At 62.4% G+C, this 18558-nt stretch carries 19 protein-coding genes and 2 pseudogenes; 9 read left to right on the plus strand and 12 right to left on the minus strand.

Annotated features, from left to right (window positions below; genetic code table 11):
- Positions 1–46 precede the first annotated feature (46 nt).
- Both CF161_RS08475 and CF161_RS08480 read left to right on the plus strand, forming a co-directional pair.
- The gene (locus tag CF161_RS08475) at positions 47–1582 is read left to right on the plus strand and encodes an FAD-dependent oxidoreductase (protein WP_020296154.1); all 1536 of its coding nucleotides are present in this window, start codon (positions 47–49) and stop codon (positions 1580–1582) included.
- Positions 1583–1639: 57 nt separating this feature from the next.
- Complete coding sequence (locus CF161_RS08480) at positions 1640–1855, plus strand: hypothetical protein (protein ID WP_020296155.1); 216 nt, start codon at positions 1640–1642, stop codon at positions 1853–1855.
- 38 nt (positions 1856–1893) lie between these two features.
- Here CF161_RS08480 and CF161_RS08485 read toward each other — a convergent pair whose 3' ends face one another.
- The 5 genes from CF161_RS08485 to CF161_RS08505 all read right to left on the minus strand — a co-directional run bounded on the left by CF161_RS08485 (position 1894) and on the right by CF161_RS08505 (position 5697).
- Positions 1894–3051: an alpha/beta hydrolase gene (locus CF161_RS08485; RefSeq protein WP_177326762.1), complete on the minus strand. Its 1158-nt coding sequence runs from the start codon at positions 3049–3051 to the stop codon at positions 1894–1896.
- 189 nt (positions 3052–3240) lie between these two features.
- Positions 3241–3828 (minus strand): hypothetical protein, encoded by a 588-nt coding sequence (locus CF161_RS08490; RefSeq protein WP_020296157.1) that lies wholly within the window; start codon positions 3826–3828, stop codon positions 3241–3243.
- 16 nt (positions 3829–3844) lie between these two features.
- Positions 3845–4456 (minus strand): hypothetical protein, encoded by a 612-nt coding sequence (locus tag CF161_RS08495; RefSeq protein ID WP_043228916.1) that lies wholly within the window; start codon positions 4454–4456, stop codon positions 3845–3847.
- Positions 4457–4564: 108 nt separating this feature from the next.
- A complete protein-coding gene (locus CF161_RS08500) occupies positions 4565–5053 on the minus strand; it encodes a surface-adhesin E family protein (RefSeq protein ID WP_020296159.1) in 489 nt (162 codons plus the stop codon).
- Entirely contained in the window at positions 5050–5697 is a 648-nt protein-coding gene (locus tag CF161_RS08505; RefSeq protein ID WP_020296160.1) for a hypothetical protein, read from the minus strand. The genes CF161_RS08500 and CF161_RS08505 overlap by 4 nt, the downstream gene beginning before the upstream one ends.
- Positions 5698–6203: 506 nt before the next feature.
- On the opposite strand from CF161_RS08505, the gene CF161_RS08510 reads away from it, so the two are divergent.
- Complete coding sequence (locus CF161_RS08510) at positions 6204–6455, plus strand: hypothetical protein (protein ID WP_020296161.1); 252 nt, start codon at positions 6204–6206, stop codon at positions 6453–6455.
- Positions 6456–6616: 161 nt separating this feature from the next.
- On the opposite strand, the gene CF161_RS08515 is transcribed toward CF161_RS08510, so the two are convergent.
- Entirely contained in the window at positions 6617–7627 is a 1011-nt protein-coding gene (locus CF161_RS08515) for an aldo/keto reductase (protein WP_020296162.1), read from the minus strand.
- Positions 7628–7719: 92 nt separating this feature from the next.
- Here CF161_RS08515 and CF161_RS08520 point away from each other — a divergent pair, with 92 nt between their 5' ends.
- Entirely contained in the window at positions 7720–8619 is a 900-nt protein-coding gene (locus tag CF161_RS08520; RefSeq protein ID WP_020296163.1) for a LysR family transcriptional regulator, read from the plus strand.
- A 225-nt stretch (positions 8620–8844) separates the two neighbouring features.
- On the opposite strand, the gene CF161_RS08525 is transcribed toward CF161_RS08520, so the two are convergent.
- The 3 genes from CF161_RS08525 to CF161_RS08535 all read right to left on the minus strand — a co-directional run bounded on the left by CF161_RS08525 (position 8845) and on the right by CF161_RS08535 (position 11403).
- On the minus strand, positions 8845–9960 hold the full coding sequence (locus CF161_RS08525; RefSeq protein ID WP_218187561.1) for a hypothetical protein: 1116 nt from the start codon (positions 9958–9960) through the stop codon (positions 8845–8847).
- A gap of 105 nt (positions 9961–10065) precedes the next feature.
- Positions 10066–10452 carry a hypothetical protein gene (locus tag CF161_RS08530; protein ID WP_020296165.1) on the minus strand — a complete coding sequence of 129 codons (387 nt, stop codon included), beginning with the start codon at positions 10450–10452 and terminating at the stop codon, positions 10066–10068.
- A gap of 255 nt (positions 10453–10707) precedes the next feature.
- Entirely contained in the window at positions 10708–11403 is a 696-nt protein-coding gene (locus CF161_RS08535; protein ID WP_020296166.1) for a DAPG hydrolase family protein, read from the minus strand.
- 97 nt (positions 11404–11500) lie between these two features.
- Between CF161_RS08535 and CF161_RS08540 the strand changes: the two genes are divergently transcribed.
- Positions 11501–12157, plus strand: a complete 657-nt coding sequence (locus tag CF161_RS08540) for a TetR/AcrR family transcriptional regulator (RefSeq protein WP_020296167.1) — start codon at positions 11501–11503, stop codon at positions 12155–12157.
- Between the two features lie 15 nt (positions 12158–12172).
- On the opposite strand, the pseudogene CF161_RS33380 reads toward CF161_RS08540, so the two are convergent.
- The 3 genes and pseudogenes from CF161_RS33380 to CF161_RS08550 all read right to left on the minus strand — a co-directional run.
- Positions 12173–12385: pseudogene (locus tag CF161_RS33380) on the minus strand (nucleotidyltransferase family protein); the annotation flags it as partial.
- A 55-nt stretch (positions 12386–12440) separates the two neighbouring features.
- On the minus strand, positions 12441–13079 hold the full coding sequence (locus CF161_RS08545) for a type II toxin-antitoxin system HigA family antitoxin (RefSeq protein WP_020296168.1): 639 nt from the start codon (positions 13077–13079) through the stop codon (positions 12441–12443).
- Complete coding sequence (locus CF161_RS08550) at positions 13076–13408, minus strand: type II toxin-antitoxin system HigB family toxin (protein ID WP_020296169.1); 333 nt, start codon at positions 13406–13408, stop codon at positions 13076–13078. The genes CF161_RS08545 and CF161_RS08550 overlap by 4 nt, the downstream gene beginning before the upstream one ends.
- 316 nt (positions 13409–13724) lie before the next feature.
- Here CF161_RS08550 and CF161_RS08555 point away from each other — a divergent pair, with 316 nt between their 5' ends.
- The 4 genes and pseudogenes from CF161_RS08555 to CF161_RS08570 form a co-directional block, all read left to right on the plus strand.
- On the plus strand, positions 13725–14426 hold the full coding sequence (locus tag CF161_RS08555; RefSeq protein WP_020296170.1) for a response regulator transcription factor: 702 nt from the start codon (positions 13725–13727) through the stop codon (positions 14424–14426).
- A complete protein-coding gene (locus CF161_RS08560) occupies positions 14426–15787 on the plus strand; it encodes a sensor histidine kinase (RefSeq protein WP_020296171.1) in 1362 nt (453 codons plus the stop codon). The genes CF161_RS08555 and CF161_RS08560 overlap by 1 nt, the downstream gene beginning before the upstream one ends.
- 74 nt (positions 15788–15861) lie before the next feature.
- A complete protein-coding gene (locus CF161_RS08565; RefSeq protein ID WP_020296172.1) occupies positions 15862–18108 on the plus strand; it encodes a TonB-dependent siderophore receptor in 2247 nt (748 codons plus the stop codon).
- A 20-nt stretch (positions 18109–18128) separates the two neighbouring features.
- A pseudogene (locus tag CF161_RS08570) lies at positions 18129–18558 on the plus strand (alpha/beta hydrolase); the annotation flags it as partial.

Genomic DNA, 18558 nt, shown 5'->3' on the forward strand with positions numbered 1-18558 from the left:
TACCCCTCGCTCAAATATGTGCATCTTGCACGCTTTGGAGCGGATTATGAAACAACCACTCGCTGTTCAGGTGTTGATTTGCGGCGCGGGCGCTGCCGGTTTGACGTTGGCGATTGATCTGGCGCGACGGGGCATTCCCCTGCGCCTGATCGAAAAAGCCCCGCAGCCGTTCCATGGGTCACGCGGCAAGGGGTTGCAGCCCCGGACCCTGGAGGTCTTCGAGGATATCGGCATCCTCGAGCGGGTTTGCGCCATCGCGGGCGCTTATCCGCCTGAGCGCCGCTATCACGACGATGGCCGCCATACCGATGCCGAGGTCATCCAGCACCAGGCCCCGAGCCCTGCCGAACCCTATCAACAGCCGCTGATGTTGCCGCAATTCCTGACCGAACAGCTGCTGCGCGAGCGCCTGCTTGAACTGGGCCAGCAGCCGCAGTGGGGCTGCGAGTTGCTGGGTTTCGAGCAGGACGCCGACGGGGTCAGCGTGCGCCTGGCCGGCGAAAACGGTGAGGAAACCCTGCGCGTGGGCTGGCTGGTGGGCGCCGATGGCGGGCGCAGCCGGGTGCGCCATGAGCTGGGGATCGGCTTTCCCGGTAAGACCCTTGGCGTGCGCGCCGTGGTGGCCGATGTGCAGGTGTCGGGGCTGTCCCGCGACTACTGGCACCGCTTCGGCGATGGCGATATGACGCGCCAGATCTCGCTCTGCCCGCTGGCCGGGACCGATCAGTTGCAGATCCAGGGCCCGATCCCCCTGGAAGGCGAGATCGACCTCAGCGCCGACGGCCTGACAGCCCTGGTGGCGCAGCGCACCGGGCGCGACGATATTCAGGTGCACTCGGTGTCCTGGGCCTCGGCCTACACCATGCAAGCGCGGCTGGCCGATCAGTACCGTGTGGGCCGGGTGTTTCTGGTAGGGGATGCGGCGCATATTCATCCGCCCACCGGGGGCCAGGGCCTGAATACCAGCGTGCAGGACGCCTACAACCTGGGCTGGAAACTGGCCGCAGTGATCAAGGGCGCGCCACAATCGCTGCTGGACACCTATGAGGAAGAACGGCGCCCCATCGCCGCCTCGATGCTCGGCTTGGCGACCCACCTGCTGGAGGCCCAGAAGCGTGGCGATATCCGACGTGGCCGCGACGTGCAGCAGCTGGATATCGGTTACCCGCAGTCCACCCTCGCGCTGGAACAACCCAGTCGCACCACGGGCGTGGCCGCCGGCGACCGCGCCCCCGATGCGCCGATCCGCAGCGCTTGCGGGCACCGCTCGCGGCTGTTCAACCTGTTCCAGGGCCCGCACTGGACCTTGCTGGGCCATGGCCTGGAGCGCAGCGCCGTGCGACCTCGGCCCGGGTTGCGTATCCACAGCATCGGCCCGCGCGGCGACGTGCTGGACGATCAGGGGCACTGGCAACAGGCCTACGCCCCGGCCCTCGGCGACTGGCTGCTGATACGCCCGGATGGCTACATCGGTGCAATCATCAACCACAACGCGGTCGAGGCCCTGGAGAACTACCTGCAGCGCGTGGGGCTTGGCGCCGCCCCTGCCGATGATGGCGAAAATACTGACGTCACACGCTGATAACCCCCAGTGCACCCAGTAACATAGCCGCGCCGACCATGGCATCAGGAGTTATTTATGCACTGCCCCACCTGCGGTGACTATGGGGACCTTGCCCTGTTCAGCGTCAAACAGACGGGCGCGCAGGTCATCGCCTGCACCGAGTGTGATTCGCTGTGGCAATGCGTGGAGAGCACAGTCCTCGGCGAGACCTTTTTGGATGTCGCCGATTACCTGCTTCAGCAACAGCTCGCCCCCGACTGGAGCCAGTTGCAGCTGTTGCGCAGGGTCTGAGTCATGCCCGGCTCTCTGCGCAACAGCTCGCCCCACGGCTAAGGCATAAACCGCCAATACACGCCATTGGCATTACTCACCTGCGCCAGCTTGCGCCGCTGCCCTGGGCGCTTGCCGGTGTTGATGATGTTGTAGATGTCGTAAATCAGCGTGGTCGAATCGCCGTAGTACGAGTGGCTGAGAAAGTCGGTCGTGATCAGGCTGGCGTCGACCGTATCGATGCCCGGCACCACCAGCAGGTTGTCCGAGACAAAACCCGCGCGCGGGTATTTGTGAAAGGTCTTGGAGGCCAGCAAGGCCAGGTCCTTGTCCGAGACATACATGGTTACCGGCCATTTGGCGGGGCTGATGCCGGGGACGATTTCATCGGCAAACACATCGGAATCGATATCCGGCGCCGCCAGGATCACTTCCTTGATCTTGCTCCGCAGCTTGGGGTGCTTCAGGTTCAGCGTCACCAGGCTGCTGGCCACGGCGCGATTGCCCATGCTGTGGGCGATCAGGTAGACCTTTTTCACATGGGGCTGTTTCAGGTAGTCGACCAGGAAGCTGTAGAACTTGGTCTTGGCCGCTTCCACCGCGGCTTCGTCGGGCACGTACTCTTCGGTCCTGCCGGCCGAAGGCCAGCTGTAGAAGGCCGGCACGCCTTTGAAGTCCAGGTCGTAGGCCATCTGCGCGGTGCGTTTGGCGGCGTCTTCAAATGCCACGTTGTAGCCGTGCACATAGATGAAACTGGAGCCGTTTTCCTTGAGGCGGTGGCTGATCAGCTGTTCAAACTCGGCCTTGGGCACGATGCCGCCGCCGAGGATCGAGACATGTTTATCCGGGTTTTCCGACCACTCCAGCTTGAACCAGGACGGGGTCTCGACCACCCCGGTCTTGTGGTCGAACGGGATCTTCACATGGCAGTAGCCATACACCAGGGCCTTGCCGCGCTTGCTGCCCAGGGCATCGACGCAACCGGTCGCGGACAGCACATTGCGGTTGCTGGCAAAAAACACCGTGACGATGCCGGTCATCTTGTCGACGAACTGATTGCGCGCCGGGTCCGAGTCCTTGGGCAGGGTGCCGGTGGCCGCCCCATCAACAGGGGGCTGGCGGTACGGGTCATAAGCGCCCTCGCCGTCCTGCAGGCCTCTGCCCCCGCCGCCGCAGGCACTCAAAACAGCCAGCGCGGCCAGCAACAATATGCGCACGATCGCATCCATTCGTATCGGTTCTCGGGGTGTGGGCTGGGGAAAAACAGCCCGCGGATTTAATAGAAATACGCCCCGGGTGTCCAATCAAGATCGCCTGACAGCCGGGCCCGCAGCCAATAAAAAACGCCGCTGACCCGTACCCGGTCAAGCGGCGTTGCACTTGCATCGATGCCGCGTGCGCGTCCCTTACAACAGGCGGCGTTGCACGGCTTCTTCCAGGGTGCTGCGGGCCAGTTCCTGGACCACCTCACGGGTGTCCTGCTGGAACGGGATGGTCACGATCAGCAGCAAGTGCATCCAGGTGCGCACCGATTCGCTTTTGCGGATACGCCCCACTTCCTTGCCGTCCTTGTCCTTGAACACGGTCTCCAGGGTGAAGGTGTTTTTCGCCGTGCTCGGAATGATAAAGAAGGTCGCGCCGGTGATGATGGCCGAGGCCATGTTGAACTGCTCGTGGTTGTACAGGGTGGCTTCGGCGTACAGGTCCGAATCGACCTTGTCGGTGCTGACCCGGCTAAAGCGCCCGGACTGGCGGAACGCATCGGCCACCGCCGTTTCCCAGGCCACGGCCGGGGCGCCGCCAGCGGCATTGGCCGGCCCACCGTTGACCTGATTCATGGCGGTGGTGCGGACAAAGGCGCTGGGCTTTTGCGCCGGCGCTTGCGCGGTCGGTGGCCAGGCCTTGACCGGGGTCAGTTCGTGTTGCGAATAGGACACGCAGCCGCTCAGCAAAACGGCGGCCAGTACCAGGGCGTGCTTGATGGAACCCAACATAGGTTGCTCCTTGAACTTACTGTTTCGGCAAACGGGCGGTGGCGGTGTCGAGCAACTGCGAGACCAGTTCGGTCAGTTGCTTGGCGCCCATGGTCGGGGCCCAGTATTCACGCCCGTACAGGCCGACATTGCGCTCCAGCTTGAGCTGCTGCTTGCTGCTGGCCAGCTCCTTGCCGTCGCGGTCGACCACCACCAGGTCACCGGCCAGGTCGAAGCTGTCGACGTAGATCGGCCCGTTGACCCAAATCCAGATGGTCAGGGTCAACAGCGCCCCGGGGAAGTAACCCGGATGCGGCCCGCGGTGGCCCTTGAGGGAAGTCATGTTGAATTTCAGCACCACGTCGTTTTCACCGAGGCGCGTCGGGTATTCGCTGACCTGATTGAAATAGGCGCCGGCCTTCACGTACTGGTTGAGCTGGCTGGTGAGCGAGCGGCTGATGGCGGTGCGGGTGGCTTCATCGATACCGGGGGCGGACACCACCACATCGGCCAGTTGCGCGGTACGCGGGCTGGTGACCGGGGCCGGGTGCGGCGGTGCGCCAACCGGGCCGGTGACGTTGTAGGAAACACAGCCGGTCATCGACAACGTGGCGATAAGGGCCGCGGCCTTGAGCAAGGTTTTCAACACAAAACTTCCTTATTAATGGGCAAACAACATCAACGTCTCGACCCGGGGGCCGCGAACTTTAGGAAAAAACTCGGGAGAACGGGGCGCGGCCGGGCTGCGGCCGCATCCTTAATGGGTTGGGGCCTCGAACGGCGGCGCACCCAGACGCGCCGCGTCGATGCCGCAGGCCATATTGCGCAATTCTCCCAGCAGCGATTGACGAGGGAAGCCGGCCCATTGTGGGACCTCCTCCTTGCGCATGACCTCGACGCCCTGGGCAAAGGGCTCGGAAAAATACACCCGGCCAAACTGCGCCGTCTCGTCGCGCTCACAGTTGATCACCCGGATCGCGCGGGAACTGTTGATCGGCGGTTTGCCACTCAGTTGCGCCGGCTTGGCGTAGTTGTTGACCAGATAGAACTGCCGCAACTGCGGGTTGTTCTGATACAGGCCCAAGGAATTGGCCGCAAAGTACGTGGCCAGCTCCGGGCTCTCCACCACCTTGAACATGCCCAAAGGCGCAGCCGGAGGCACTTGCGGTACCGGCTCCTGCTGCACACCGCCATGGTTGCAACCGCCCAACAGCAGCACCGCGCTCAAGCACCAGAGCCGCTTCATTGGCCAGCCCCTTTCGCCATATCCGGCCGCTCCTGCTGCAGCAACCGCGCATCCACACTGCCCTGCAACGAGCAGAGCAACCGGGTCTTGCCCTCTTCAACGCTGAGCATCAGGATCTTCTCCGCCGAACCCGGTGCCGGGGCAATGCCCGAGGCCGCTGCCGGGTTGTCCTGCCACGGCGCATCGGCGCTGAGCTTGATCTGCGGCCGAGCAATAAAGTACTCACCCGCCTCCTGCCAACCCGCCTGGGGCAACGCGGCCATGATCGCCTCGCGGCTGGCATCGACCTCAAACCCCCAGAAGTAGTACGTGCCCATCTCCCCCAGATCAAACACCCGATCGTAATAGCCGGTCAGGCGCAGGCCCTGATCGTCGAGGGGCTTGGAGAACGGCTGAAGCGCGGTTTGCGTCTCACGCCGGTCAGCCACCGGCACCCAGGCCAGGCCGCGCTTGTCGTCCTGGGCCACCTTCACCACCCGCGCCAGTTCGCCGCGCTGGCTGTACAGGGTCTTGAAGAACGCAGGCTGGCACTGGGTCAGGCTTTCAGTGAGGTTGGCGGCCATTGAGCTGTTGGCGCAGAGGCCGAGCAGCAGCGCCAGCAATGGCTTGGCGGTGGCACGGGGAAAAAGGCGCGGCAGATCCATTGGGTGCAAGCTTCCTGATAGGGCGGAAAAATAGGCGACTTTAAACCGGTGATGGCGTTGAGACAAATTTGTATGGGGATGGAGGTTGTTTGCTGCACTACGAGGCTGATGACGGCAAGCGATGGGATGTTCGAGCGACGGGCTGTTTATGGCCAAAAGCAGCCGCTCAAGGGGCTCTAAGAACGCTGGGGAAAATGGTCCCCCATCCACTACTTGGCAGCCCTTCCAGTGATTCCGGCGCGGAAGCAGTCCCCCTGTCCAGCACCCTGCTTGAACGCTAATGTGCAATCCAGCCAGCACGCTGGCAGAAAGGCTTGTCGGGTGGTGGATAACTCCAGTATCAGTGCAGATAGCTTGATCTAGAGCCGTTGCGGCGGACAGCAAGAGAGTACTGTCCACCAGCGGTGTGTATATTTAACTTTCACAAACACATTCAACAATCGCGTCCATTAGAACGCTCGCAAGTTCGCGTCTATCTGCGCGTGTGTTAGGCCACAGGAAAGAGTATGTCCGACATCTTCATTATCCAATCGACGGAAGTGTTCTCTCGCCTTAGCGCATCTCATCCCAGTGTCGAAGTTTGGCAGGATAGCGAGTTTCCTGATGATGGTTACGCTTACTACTGGCTGGTGGCGAACAGCGACGGCGCGACCCGTATGCTTGCCTATGTCCGCTGCAAAGATGGAGGCTGCGAGCAGCGCACCTATGATCTTGAGGGCGATGATCTCTGGGTCCCCGCGGGCACTGCTGCGGCCTAACCCTTCATTCAAGCCGACGCCGCTTCGCAGCTGAGTTTAATTCAGGTGTTAGTGATGCTTTTGGCCGATGGCGGGCTATCAACCAGTATGATCTCCAGGAGTCATTCGCTGACTGCGGAGATCACACGCCGCTGAGCATCAACGGGCAAACATCAGCTTGCTCAGGCCACACTGCTGGGTACGTTCGTGCCCATACCTTCAGGTAAATAGTGGCTAATTTCTTCTATTTCGGGCTGGCCAAGCCGAACGCTGATGGCATCGATCAATCCATTCACCTGTTCGGGCCGGCGTGCACCTACTATCGCGCCGGAGACTGCCGAATCACGCAGTACCCAAGCGATGGCGATGGCCGCCGCACTGACCCCATGCCTGGCACCAATGTTTGCCATCACTTCTACCAAAGCGAGATTCTTGCTGAGGCGAGGTTCCTGGAAATCGGCGCTGCGCGATTTTCGCCAGTCGTCGTCGGGCAGCTGTGCAATCCGCTCGCGGGTCATGCTTCCCGTCAGTAGGCCAGATTGTAAAGTCGAGTAGGCAATCACGCCGACCTGCGCCGTTGCGCAATAAGGCAGAACATGGTCCTCGATATCACGCATCAAAGCTGAATACGGCGGTTGAAGGGAGGCGATATCGGTGACCGAGCGGGCTCGCTCAAGCTGGGGAACATCGAAGTTTGACACGCCAATTGCCCTTATCTTGCCCTGCGCCTTGGCTTGGGCCAGAGTCGCCAAAGCCTCCTCGATGCCTTCACTGGTCCCATCTGCCGGGAACGCTGGCCAGTGAATCTGATAGAGGTCGATGACATCGACCTGCAAGCGACGCAGGCTGTCCTCGATCTCTTTCATCAGTGACTGGGGGGCGAGCGAATGAGAAATCTCACGGGTCTCGGGATCCCACACCAGACTGCCTTTGGTGAATACCAATGGACGACGCGAAGCCGGCACCTGACGCAGCAATTGCCCCGTCAACCGTTCGGCATGGCCGAGTCCATAGACCGCCGCTGTGTCGATCCAGTTAACGCCGCGCTCGACCGCGTACTCCAATGCCGCCAGGCTATCGCGGTCATCTTGTGCCCCCCAACTGAACTCCCACCCTTGCCCCGCAATGGCCCAAGTGCCCATGCCAATTGGCGAAATCAGCAACTCGGACCTACCCAGTCGATTCTTTTGCATAAACACCTCACATCGATTGATGCGCAAAGTATCCATCGGCAGGTTACCGACGATAAGATAGCCAATCGTGCTTGAACTACTGAATCCTATTCATGAAAACCCCATGCGATCTTTCCGAACTCGACGCCTTCGCCGCAGTGGCTCGCCATCACAGCTTTCGCAAAGCAGCCGACGAGCGAGGGGTTTCTGCATCGGCCCTGAGCCACGCCATGCGTGCCTTGGAAGGCAGGCTGGGGGTCAGGCTGCTCAACCGTACCACTCGCAGCGTGACGCCCACTGAAGCAGGCAATCAACTGCTCGCTACGCTGGTTCCAGCGTTGGCGGAGATCGCCAAAGGGCTGCATGAACTGACCTTCAAACAGGAAGTTCCCACCGGTACGCTGCGATTGAACGTATCGCGACCCGCAGCCCGCCTCGTCATTGCGCCCCTGCTGGCGCCATTCACTGCCGCCTACCCACGTGTCAACGTGGAGCTGGTGGCTGACGATGGATTGAGCGACATCATCGACAAAGGCTTTGATGCAGGCGTGCGCTTCGGCGAAAGCCTTGCGGGGGACATGATCGCCGTGCCGGTGGGCTCACCGCAGGGATTTGTCACCGTTGCAGCCCCCGATTACCTCAGGAGGCACGGGACACCGGACACGCCACAAAGGCTGCTTGAACACGCCTGCATTGGCAGGCGCTTCCCAAGCGGCAAACTGTACAAGTGGGAATATCTTGCCGAGGGCCAACCCATGCGCCTGGCCGTGGCAGGACCGTTGATACTGGAAGATGACACCTTGATGATCCAAGCCGCGAAGGACGGTGCCGGGATCGCGTACGTGTATGAGGAGATGGCCAGGGACTACTTGGCTCAGGGGCAACTGGAGGAAATTCTTGAAGACTGGAAAGCCCTGCCAAGCAGGTTTTTTATCTATTACTCCAGCCGGCGTCACGTACCGCCAGCGCTACAGGCGCTGATCGAGTTTGTGCGTAAAACGCAGCACCCGTGAAAAACCGAAGGCAGTTCACGTGGGCGCCGTCTGGAGGCATGGGGTGGTGAACAGGGCGTACTGATCATTTGTTATCGACAGGCAGCTTACGGCCGATTGTTGCCTGTCACGACCGACTGAAATCGACCCTCAACGGTCGTACACATTTCTCGTCAGCGGCCATTCAGGCAAGCACTGGCGCCGCCGCACTCGGGGCCTGACCTGGAGGCCCATGATGCATCGCCTTCATCGGCCCTTGCGCCGAAAGGAGAACACGCTACCGCTGCAGCCGTTGTCGTCCCGCAGGTAGACGTCGAAGGTCTTGCCGACGACGGCGTAGCTGACCGTCACGACGCCCACTTCGTTGGACAGATAATTGCCCGCCATCGCCGGCGCGAAATCGATCGCGTCGCGGGCGAGCAGGTAGAGATGTTCGTTATAGACGCTGGTGGCGGGCGACAGCGACTTCAGGTGATCCTCCATTACGCTGTTTGGCGGCTGGCTGATTTGGTACTCAATGCCAGCGTGGTGGGGCTGGCTGATCTCGTACTGCATGCCCGCGTCGCGGTACGGGATCGACAGCAGCACCTTGCCCTCGACGCTCAGGCGCGTGGCGAGCGAGGTGTCCAAAGTGACCGTCATGCTGTTGAGCCGGTGCAGATCCTCGCGTGTCAGGCTCACGTCCGAGACCTCGACGTGCCCATCCTCGACGACCGAGAAATTCGACTTCCATCGGCCCTTGTCTCGCCACGACTGCCACACGCCGCTGGGGCAGCCCGCGCCGCTGACGCTGTCGAGCACATAAGTGCCGATCGCCTGCGTGAGCATCTCGCGCTTCGAGCCCATGATGATTTCCGAGGTCTGATGCGCGTAAACGGGCAAGGGCCGGTCGCCATCGGCCGAGGCCCAGTTGCCGTCGAGCGTGTCACTGACCAGCTTGCCGGTGAAGGTGCCGGTGCGTTGGCCCGCACTCCCGAACGCGTTCATCGTCAAGGCCCCTGATGGGTCGATCTCGCCGCTCAGGTAGAGATCATTGCGCTTGCCGGCAGGGCGATAGCTTCCCGTGAGCCTGCCGTCGACATTCTTGAGATTCATCGTAAACCCATGGCGATCGCCAATGCGGCCGGACAGGGTCTTGTGGAAGTACTGAGGGTCGGCCAGCGCCGCGGTGGCGGTCACCCAGGACACAAACACGGCGACGATCTGCAGGGCTGGACGAAGCATGGAGAGCGCTCGGGATTGAAGGGGGCGCAATTGTGACACTCCGTGCCAACCGGTGACACGCGACCACGCGCGGAAATCGCTTGGCTGGAAGAAATTCTCAGCCTGGTGATCGTCAGCATGTTCGGACCAGGCTGCCACGGACCGCTCCTGGCCGGGGCTGTCGTAGGGTGAACGTCAGCCAGTGGCCGAATGAAGCCAGTGAGATGCGCTTATGAAACAAGGGCACTTCAGTGTTCAGCAGCACTAAACAGAACCTGATTTAACCGCCACACCAAAGCTGACCATTACCAATAGCAGCCCAATCACGCTCCAGTGCAACACGGCCAGCTTGCGTTTAAGGGACGCTGGAAAGTGGGCTAAATCTTCGGAACTTAGCTCGCCCCTTTTCAAATAAAACCCAGGGAAGGTCACTATTCCCGCAATGCCACCTACGAGCAGAAGCTTTCCCCAGGGCCCAGCATGTCGAAGCGGAGCACGCGTCATGATGGCTGAGCAATTTTTCAGGTGTTCCAACATCAAATCCATCTTCGTATAAGCCAGGTGCAAACAGCCCCCAATCCAAAGAAAAATCCCTGCCAGATCAATGAGGGCAACGGACAGGAGTAGCTTATCGACAACGTTCAAACTCATTTTCCCGCCTCATGGATCTTCTCACCGGCCCATTCGCCTGTAGCCCTCAGGCTCTCCAGCGTAGGAGCCTGCACAGCGGGAACTGCGTGTTCCCGTATCTCTTCAGTGTCTCCGGCCCGAGCGCCAAGTGTTCAGCGATGGCGCCAGGGTAGTGTCGAACCCCAAACCCAACAACCGACCAACCGTCGCAGCTTGTTTCCTTATCCCCCCTCATCGCCCGCTGCCTCAGCGATGGGGCTGGGTACGCAACCCGGCTTACCAGCGCAACGATGGGCTTGCGTCCTTGCGTGTCTCGGCCAGGAACAGCGCTGGCAGAAACGCCGCAAGGTAGCTGAACTCCGAGTAGCAATGTTGAAGCAGCCCCAGGCCCAGTTCATCCGGTACTTCGGCTCGCGGATCGCGGCAGGAGCGGCCAAGGATGAAGCGGCTGCGCAGCACACATCCGGTATCGGTATCGCGGACGAGGTGGATCATCTCGCCATCGGTCGGGTCGCCGTTCGGGTCAAGCTCCACATCCGCGCCAAAACCGATTCTGGCGCAGATGATGGCGGACACATGCTCGCGCCGGAAGGCCTCGCGCAGCGCCGGGTCGGCAAAGACATCACGGGGGTCATGGAACTTGAGGGTGGCCTCCACGGGCGGGATATCCCCCAGGGACTCCACGGCGCGGATGGTCGCCCCGATGTAATTGACCCCTCGGACCCACTGCTCGTCCCAGCCCTTGTGCTCGATATGGTCGTAGGGGTGCCACCACTTGATGTGCTCGGTGGTTTCAAAAAAAGTGAACCACCAATCGAGCATTTTGCCTTTGCAGCCGCGCAACTCATTGTGCACGCAGACCATCAGGCAGCCGTCGGGCAGCCGGGTAATGCCCATTTCAAGGTGCAGGGGCGTCGGCGACAGCATGGCCGAATGGTCGCTCCAGGGTGTCGCCAAGGTGGAAGATTTCATGCCGTGCTCCTTTTAGGTCAGGTCGCATTATTATAGAAACGTTTAGCGTTTCGCAATTACCCGATGATAAAGTCCGCCCGCCACTTCAGGAGCCTTTATGAGCAATGACATCCAGCCGGCAAAACGCGGGCGGCCGGCCCGCTCACAGGAACAGACAGTCGAGCTAATCGTGAGCGGGGCAACGCGCCTGCTGCTGAGCCAGGGTTACAGCGCGACCACCATGGAAGCCGTCGCGGCGCACTGCGGCCTGGCGAAAAAAACCCTGTACCGCTTCGCGGCCAACCGAAGCGAGTTGGTGGGCTTGGTGATTGGGTCCTGGACCCAGGGGTTTGCCGATCTGTTCGACGAAGACCCGCTCGCGGCGGACGATCTGCTTGCCGTGTTAGGCCGACTACTGGGCGCGGTGGCGGACAGGGCGCTCAGCGACGATGCGATCGGGCTGTTCAAGCTGCTGACCCAGGACTTTGCGGAGCGTGACCTGGCCCTCGAGGCCTACCAGGCCAATGGCATCGAGCATGCGACCCTGCTCCTCGCCAACTGGCTGAGCAGGCAGGCGGCCAGGGGCCTGGTGACCGTCGCCCAACCCCAGGTGCTGGCGCGCATGATTTTATCGCTGGTGATCGCCGAACCCTTGCGCAGAAGGGCCTTGGGCCTGGAGCTGGCGGATGACAGGGCTGCCGTGGCCAGCCAGATCGAGGGCTGCATGCAGTTGCTGTCGGGGCAGGCGTTCAGCCTGAAAGCGGCGTGCCGCTAGCGCTGTTGAGCCACGGCCGATGCAGGTTCCAGCAATCAGGTAACGATCAATACCGTCCCTGGCCGACTGCAATTGCGAATACGGCCGGCCAAAACGCTGGCTGTATCACAGAGGGACCCGGGCCTGATTCCTGTCCTCGAGAGTGGCATCCAGGTCTTTGCGGAGCTGTTGAACCGAGTGGATGACTTCGTTTTCGGCCTCCCATGACAGGTCGTCACCGAAGTAGAAAGTGATAGACGCCGAGCGTTCCTGGCGAGTGAGGCCGTACCGAACAGATGCCTGCCTAGCCCCGGGGCTGGGCTTTACTTGGCTGTCTGTGGCTTTTGGAAGCCACCTGTTGGTACTCGTTGTTGTCGGCGGGTTTCTCTGGGCGCAAGGTCGGCGGCGTGTTGCGAAAGCGGTTATGCACTGAGGTTTTTTTGGGCTTGGGCCGAATGCTTTCGGGATCAGCGACCTTTCCCGAGGCGGCCGACAGGAAAGCCCCGGGCTCCATCGAAAACCGCGCTGCCAGCGCGTACGCCATCTTGTGACTGATGGGCCGCGCCCCAGCGAGCACCTTGGATACCGCTGTTTTATCGCCAATTTCAGGGAGATCCGAGCCGGTGAGCCCGAGGGTTTCCATCAGGTCCTTGATCAACTGCACCGGGGTGCAAGTCGCCTCAAACGCGGCGTTCGATTCGCGAAACTGCTCGGCGTCGCGCTGGTAGGCCAGGATTTCGTCCTCGAGCTCGACCAGGATTTTTTCCTCGACCTTGCTCAGCCCACGCCCGTCGGTGAGTTCATCGAGCAGGTGAGTCGCCCGCTCATAGTCAGCGGGGGTCTTGATGCCGTGCACAAACTCACTGCGTAGGCGTTCCAGCACCGCGTGCAGCTCGCCAAGGGTTGCGATCACGGTTTGAAGGTCATTGCGGGCTGCGCTCATCGTTTTACCCCTTTGTTTCTGGCATACCAGGCGCTGGCAACGTCGTAGTCGGCATGCGTGTAGATGTGTTTGACGTAGAACTTCTGCCGGGTGTAGTTGACCCCGCCCAGCACCCTGAGGTTATTGCCGCCTACGTCGATCACGACCCAATTCATGGCCGCTCTTGGCTTGAACAGGTCGACCCCTTGCGGACCGAAAAGCGCTTCCAGGTCCGCGAATTCTTTCGGGCGTGCCATTCGTAAAAGGCGAAGGCAACGATCAAGCCCGGCTTTGTCGTTCGGATACAAAATCGCTGCATCGTCGAAACGTGATGGTATGAGAACGTCCATAGGCTTCCCTGTCTATAAACCCAGGCTACTCTGGTTGTGTTTTTTAACAACTACTGTTCGTCGACTGCCTGAAGCGTAAAGGACTTGCCCTGCGCGAGGTCACCTGGGCTGTTGCCCAGCGTTGGCAAGCGTCAACATCTACAGTGGCGGCAGCGTAAGTGCCGTGGCTGCAGCGGACAACCGGCAAACCGTCGCAGCTTATTTCCTTATCGCCCCCCTCCCCCTGCGGCACATCCCCACAGGCAATTGCACAGCCCCGGCCCTTTCATGCATCATTCACAAATGTTAAACATTCTCATTTAAGCACCTACCCACCATGACTCCTCATCTGCTGCTGGTTGAAGACGACGCCCGCCTGCGCAACGACCTGCACCTGCACTTTTGCCAGCGCGGCTTTTCCGTGACCGCCTGCGACAGCGGCACCCAGGGCCTGGCGGCGGCGCGTGCCGGGCATTTTGATCTGGTGTTGCTGGATATCATGCTGCCCGGCATGGACGGCCTGGCCTTGCTTGAAACCCTGCGCAGCGACCAGGACTTACCGGTGATGCTGATGTCGGCCCTGGGGGCCGAGCAGGATCGGATCAGCGGGTTTACCCGGGGCGCCGACGATTACCTGCCCAAGCCCTTCAGCCTGGCCGAGCTGGATGCGCGGGCCGATGCCTTGTTGCGCCGCGCCGCGCGGTCCCAGCCCCAGGCGGCGCGGGCGCGGCCCCAGGCGTTGGGCAGCCTGGAGTTTGACGAACTGGCGCGTGATGTGAGCCAACAGGGTCAGTACGCCGGGCTGACCGACTCCGAATACCGCTTGCTGGCGACCTTGCACGAGCACCCCGGCGAGGCGCTGAGCAAGGCGTTTCTGTACCAGAGTGTGCTGCACCGCATCTATACCCGGCTCGACCGGGGGCTGGATGTGCACGTGTGCAACCTGCGGCGCAAGTTGGCGGCAATTGGCGCCCAGCATTTGCAGATCCAGGCCGTGCGCGGCCAGGGCTATATCCTGGTGGACACGGAGCGCGGTTGATGCGGCGTCATCCGCTGTTGTGGAAACTGGCGCTGCTGCAAATCAGCTTTTGCCTGCTGCTGACCTGGATTATCTGGATCTGGGGCCTGTCGGCAGAGCGTCGCACGTACTTTCTGGAGCCCGCAGACCGCCTGTACCTGGCGCAGTATGCGCAGCAGGCCGAGGCGATCTGGCGGGCCCAGGGCAGCGCCGGCGTCGAAGCGTTTCGCCAGCAGTTGGCAGACCGCGAGAAGACCTGGGTCGCGGTGCTCGGCCCGCGCCTGGAAAGCCTCGGCACCACGGCGCTGAGCACCGAGGACTACCGCCACCTGACCTTTATGCGCAAGCTCGATTGGCCGATGAGCCGACGGTTGCAGGATGAATTGCCCTACGTCAGCATCGCCTTCCCCGAGCAGCCGGCGCAGGGCCAACTGGTGCTGCAACTGCCCGAGCGCCTGCTGCCCCGCGGCCTTACGCCCTGGACCCACGTGCTGAGCCACGGGGTGATGCCGACCCTGCTCGCGGCCCTGCTCGGCCTGCTGCTGTACCGGCAGTTGGTGCTGCCGCTCAATCGCCTGCGGGACCGGGCCGACGCGCTGCGCGCCGATGACCTGGAGAGCGAGGGCCTGGGCACGCCACTGGTCAATCGCCATGACGAGCTGGGCGAACTGGCCCAGGCCCTGGAGCATATGGCCGAGCGCCTGCGCCAGAGCCTGGGTCAGCAGCGCCTGCTGCTGCGTACCCTGTCCCATGAACTGCGCACGCCCCTGGCGCGGCTGCGGATTGCCCATGACAGCCCCCTGCCGCCGGAGCACCTGCGCCAGCGCCTGGACCGGGAAATCAACGACATGCAACGCCTGCTGGAAGACACCCTGGACCTGGCCTGGCTCGACACCGAACGCCCGCAACGCCCCAGCGAACCGGTGCTGATGCTCTCGGTGTGGGAGGCCCTGCGCGAGGATGCCTGCTTTGAAAGCGGCTGGGCGCCGCAGCGTCTGCGCTGCCTGCTGGGCACCGATTGCTGCGTGCAGGTGCACCTGGACAGCGTGGCCCAGGCCCTGGAAAACCTGCTGCGCAACGCCATTCGCTATTCCCCCGAGGACGGCCAGGTCACCCTGCGGGGCTGGCGTGAGGGCGCGTACTGGCACCTGTGCCTGGAAGACCAGGGCCCGGGAGTCGCCGAAGCCGACTTGTCGCGCATGTTCCTGCCCTATCAACGCCTGGAGTCGGCCAGCGGCGACGGTTTCGGCCTGGGGCTGGCCATCGCCCGCCGCGCCATCGAGCTGCAACAGGGACGCTTGTGGGCCAGCAATGGCACCCCGGGATTGTGCATGCACCTGCTGTTGCCGGCGGCGGCGGAGCCGAAGTGTTTAGAAAGTTAATGCGCTTTACTCTCAAATAGCATTCATTATCATTCGTGATCTTCCTGTTTCAGGCTGACTTCCGGAGATCACCGATGTCGTTCCCTTCGCTGCGTCCTTTCGCCCCTTTCCTGTTGTCCAGTTGCTGCCTGCTGCCCTTGGCCGTGCACGCCGCGGTGGAGGCCGAGAACGTCCCGCAACCAGGGCTGGAACTGCCGGTGCAGAGCATCGTCGCCACCGCCAAGGAAGAGACCAAGCAGGCACCCGGGGTGTCGGTGATTACCGCCGAAGACATCAAGAAGCGCCCGCCGGCCAACGACTTGTCGCAGATCATCCGCACCATGCCCGGGGTCAACCTGACCGGTAACTCCACCAGCGGCCAGCGCGGCAACAACCGGCAGATCGACATTCGCGGCATGGGCCCGGAAAACACCCTGATCCTGGTCGACGGCAAACCGGTGGGTAGTCGCAACTCGGTGCGCTACGGCTGGCGCGGCGAGCGTGACAGCCGGGGCGACACCAACTGGGTGCCGGCCGACCAGGTGGAACGCATCGAGGTGATCCGTGGCCCGGCGGCGGCGCGTTATGGCAATGGCGCGGCAGGCGGGGTGATCAATATCGTGACCAAGCAGGCCGGCACCCAGACCCACGGCAATGCCACGGTCTACAGCTCCTTTCCCCAGCACGGCAGCGAAGGCGCGACCAAGCGCATGAGCTTCGGCCTCAATGGCCCGCTGACCGACACCCTGAGCTACCGGGTCTACGGCAATGTGGCGAAGACCGATGAAGACGACGCCGACATCAACGCTGGCCATGAATCGGCGCGCACCGGCAACCAGGTCGGCACCCTGCCCGCCGGCCGCGAAGGGGTGCGCAACAAGGACCTCAATGGCCTGCTCAGCTGGCACCTGACCCCGGAGCAGACCCTGGACTTCGAAGCCGGCTTCAGCCGCCAGGGCAACCTCTACACCGGCGACACCCAGAACACCAACAGCAACGCCACGGTGAAGAGCCTGCTGGGCCACGAGACCAACCGCAGCTACCGCGAAAACTACTCGCTGACCCATCGCGGCGAGTGGGATTTCGGTAGTTCCATGGCCTACCTGCAATACGAAAAGACCCGCAACAGCCGGATCAACGAAGGCCTGGCCGGCGGCACCGAAGGCATCTTCAGCAACAGCGGTTTCTACACCGCGGTGCTGCGTGACCTGACCGCCCACGGCGAGGTCAACCTGCCGCTGCATGCGGGTGTCGACCAGACCCTGACCCTGGGCAGCGAGTGGGTCCAGCAAAAGCTCGACGACCCCAGCGCCAACACCCAGAGCACCAGCGAAGGCGGCAGCGTCAGCGGCCTGACCAGCAGTGGCCGCAGCACCGACTCTTCGGCGCAGATTTTCTCGCTGTTCGCCGAAGACAATATCGAGCTGCTGCCCGGCACCATGCTCACCCCGGGTCTGCGTTTCGATCACCACAGCGTGGTCGGCGACAACTGGAGCCCGTCGCTGAACCTGTCCCACGCCCTGAGTGACAGCCTGACCCTCAAGGCCGGCATTGCCCGCGCCTACAAGGCGCCCAACCTCTACCAGTTGAACCCCGACTACCTGCTCTACAGCCGGGGCCAGGGCTGCTACGGGCAGACCACCAGCTGCTACCTGCAAGGCAACGCCAACCTCAAGGCCGAAACCAGCGTCAACAAAGAGCTGGGCCTGGAGTACAAGGCCGACGGCGTGGTGGCGGGCCTGACCTACTTCCGCAATGACTACAAAAACAAGGTGGAGTCGGGCCTGGGTTCCGTGGGCAGCGCCAGCGGTGGCACCGGGGCCTATGCCAACGCTGCGGTCTACCAGTGGGAAAACGTGCCCAAGGCCCTGGTCGAAGGCCTGGAAGGCACCCTGACCCTGCCCCTGGCCGAGCAACTGACCTGGAACAACAACTTCACCTACATGCTGCAATCGAAAAACAAGCAGACCGGCGACTACCTCTCGGTGACCCCGCGCTACACCCTGAACTCAATGCTCGACTGGCAGGCGACCCAGGACCTGTCGCTGCAATTGAGCGTGGCCTGGTATGGCAAGCAAACCCCGAAAAAATACGACTACCACGGCAACCCCGTGACCGGCACCTCGAGCAATCAGCTCTCGCCCTACGCCATCGCCGGCCTGAGCGGCACCTACGCCCTGACCCGCAACCTGAGCCTGACCGCCGGGGTCGACAACCTGCTGGACAAACGCCTGTACCGCGAAGGCAACGCCCAGGGCGTGACCAATATCGCCGGGGCCGGGGCGGCGACGTACAACGAACCGGGGCGCACGCTCTATACCAGCCTCACCGCGTCGTTCTGACCCGCTTGCGAGATCCCCTGATGAAACGTTTTGCCCTTTGCCTCGCCCTGGCCTTGGCCCTGGCGGGCCCCACGACCCAGGCGCAACCCGCGCCGGAACAACCGATGGACACCCGGCTCTTGCAGCAGCCGGGCCTGCCCTACAGCTTCAGCAGCCTGCTGCTGGATTCCGCCGACGGCCAGCGCCACTACCAGGTGTGGATCGGCCGCCCGCACCAGGCCGCGCCCAAGGACGGCTACCCGGTGCTGTGGATGCTCGATGGCAACGCCGCCCTCGGCGCGCTGGACGCCGGGCAGCTGCAAAAGCTCGCCGCCGGCCAGGCGCCGCTGCTGGTGGCCGTGGGTTACCAGACCCCGCTGCGCATCGAACGCACCGCGCGCACCCGGGACTACACGCCCCAACTGCCCGGTGCCGAGCAGAAAGACCCACTGACCGGCCAGCCCAGCGGTG

This window comes from Pseudomonas sp. CF161 (assembly GCF_000416215.1).
GTDB lineage: Bacteria > Pseudomonadota > Gammaproteobacteria > Pseudomonadales > Pseudomonadaceae > Aquipseudomonas.

Excerpts from the sequence above, each read along its gene's own strand:
- CF161_RS08475 (WP_020296154.1), top strand. The coding sequence starts at position 47 with ATGAAACAACCACTCGCTGTTCAGGTGTTGATTTGCGGCGCGGGCGCT.
- CF161_RS08480 (WP_020296155.1), top strand. The coding sequence starts at position 1,640 with ATGCACTGCCCCACCTGCGGTGACTATGGGGACCTTGCCCTGTTCAGC.
- CF161_RS08490 (WP_020296157.1), bottom strand. The coding sequence starts at position 3,828 with ATGTTGGGTTCCATCAAGCACGCCCTGGTACTGGCCGCCGTTTTGCTG.
- CF161_RS08500 (WP_020296159.1), bottom strand. The coding sequence starts at position 5,053 with ATGAAGCGGCTCTGGTGCTTGAGCGCGGTGCTGCTGTTGGGCGGTTGC.
- CF161_RS08505 (WP_020296160.1), bottom strand. The coding sequence starts at position 5,697 with ATGGATCTGCCGCGCCTTTTTCCCCGTGCCACCGCCAAGCCATTGCTG.
- CF161_RS08510 (WP_020296161.1), top strand. The coding sequence starts at position 6,204 with ATGTCCGACATCTTCATTATCCAATCGACGGAAGTGTTCTCTCGCCTT.
- CF161_RS08515 (WP_020296162.1), bottom strand. The coding sequence starts at position 7,627 with ATGCAAAAGAATCGACTGGGTAGGTCCGAGTTGCTGATTTCGCCAATT.
- CF161_RS08520 (WP_020296163.1), top strand. The coding sequence starts at position 7,720 with ATGAAAACCCCATGCGATCTTTCCGAACTCGACGCCTTCGCCGCAGTG.
- CF161_RS08530 (WP_020296165.1), bottom strand. The coding sequence starts at position 10,452 with ATGAGTTTGAACGTTGTCGATAAGCTACTCCTGTCCGTTGCCCTCATT.
- CF161_RS08535 (WP_020296166.1), bottom strand. The coding sequence starts at position 11,403 with ATGAAATCTTCCACCTTGGCGACACCCTGGAGCGACCATTCGGCCATG.
- CF161_RS08540 (WP_020296167.1), top strand. The coding sequence starts at position 11,501 with ATGAGCAATGACATCCAGCCGGCAAAACGCGGGCGGCCGGCCCGCTCA.
- CF161_RS08545 (WP_020296168.1), bottom strand. The coding sequence starts at position 13,079 with ATGAGCGCAGCCCGCAATGACCTTCAAACCGTGATCGCAACCCTTGGC.
- CF161_RS08550 (WP_020296169.1), bottom strand. The coding sequence starts at position 13,408 with ATGGACGTTCTCATACCATCACGTTTCGACGATGCAGCGATTTTGTAT.
- CF161_RS08555 (WP_020296170.1), top strand. The coding sequence starts at position 13,725 with ATGACTCCTCATCTGCTGCTGGTTGAAGACGACGCCCGCCTGCGCAAC.
- CF161_RS08560 (WP_020296171.1), top strand. The coding sequence starts at position 14,426 with ATGCGGCGTCATCCGCTGTTGTGGAAACTGGCGCTGCTGCAAATCAGC.
- CF161_RS08565 (WP_020296172.1), top strand. The coding sequence starts at position 15,862 with ATGTCGTTCCCTTCGCTGCGTCCTTTCGCCCCTTTCCTGTTGTCCAGT.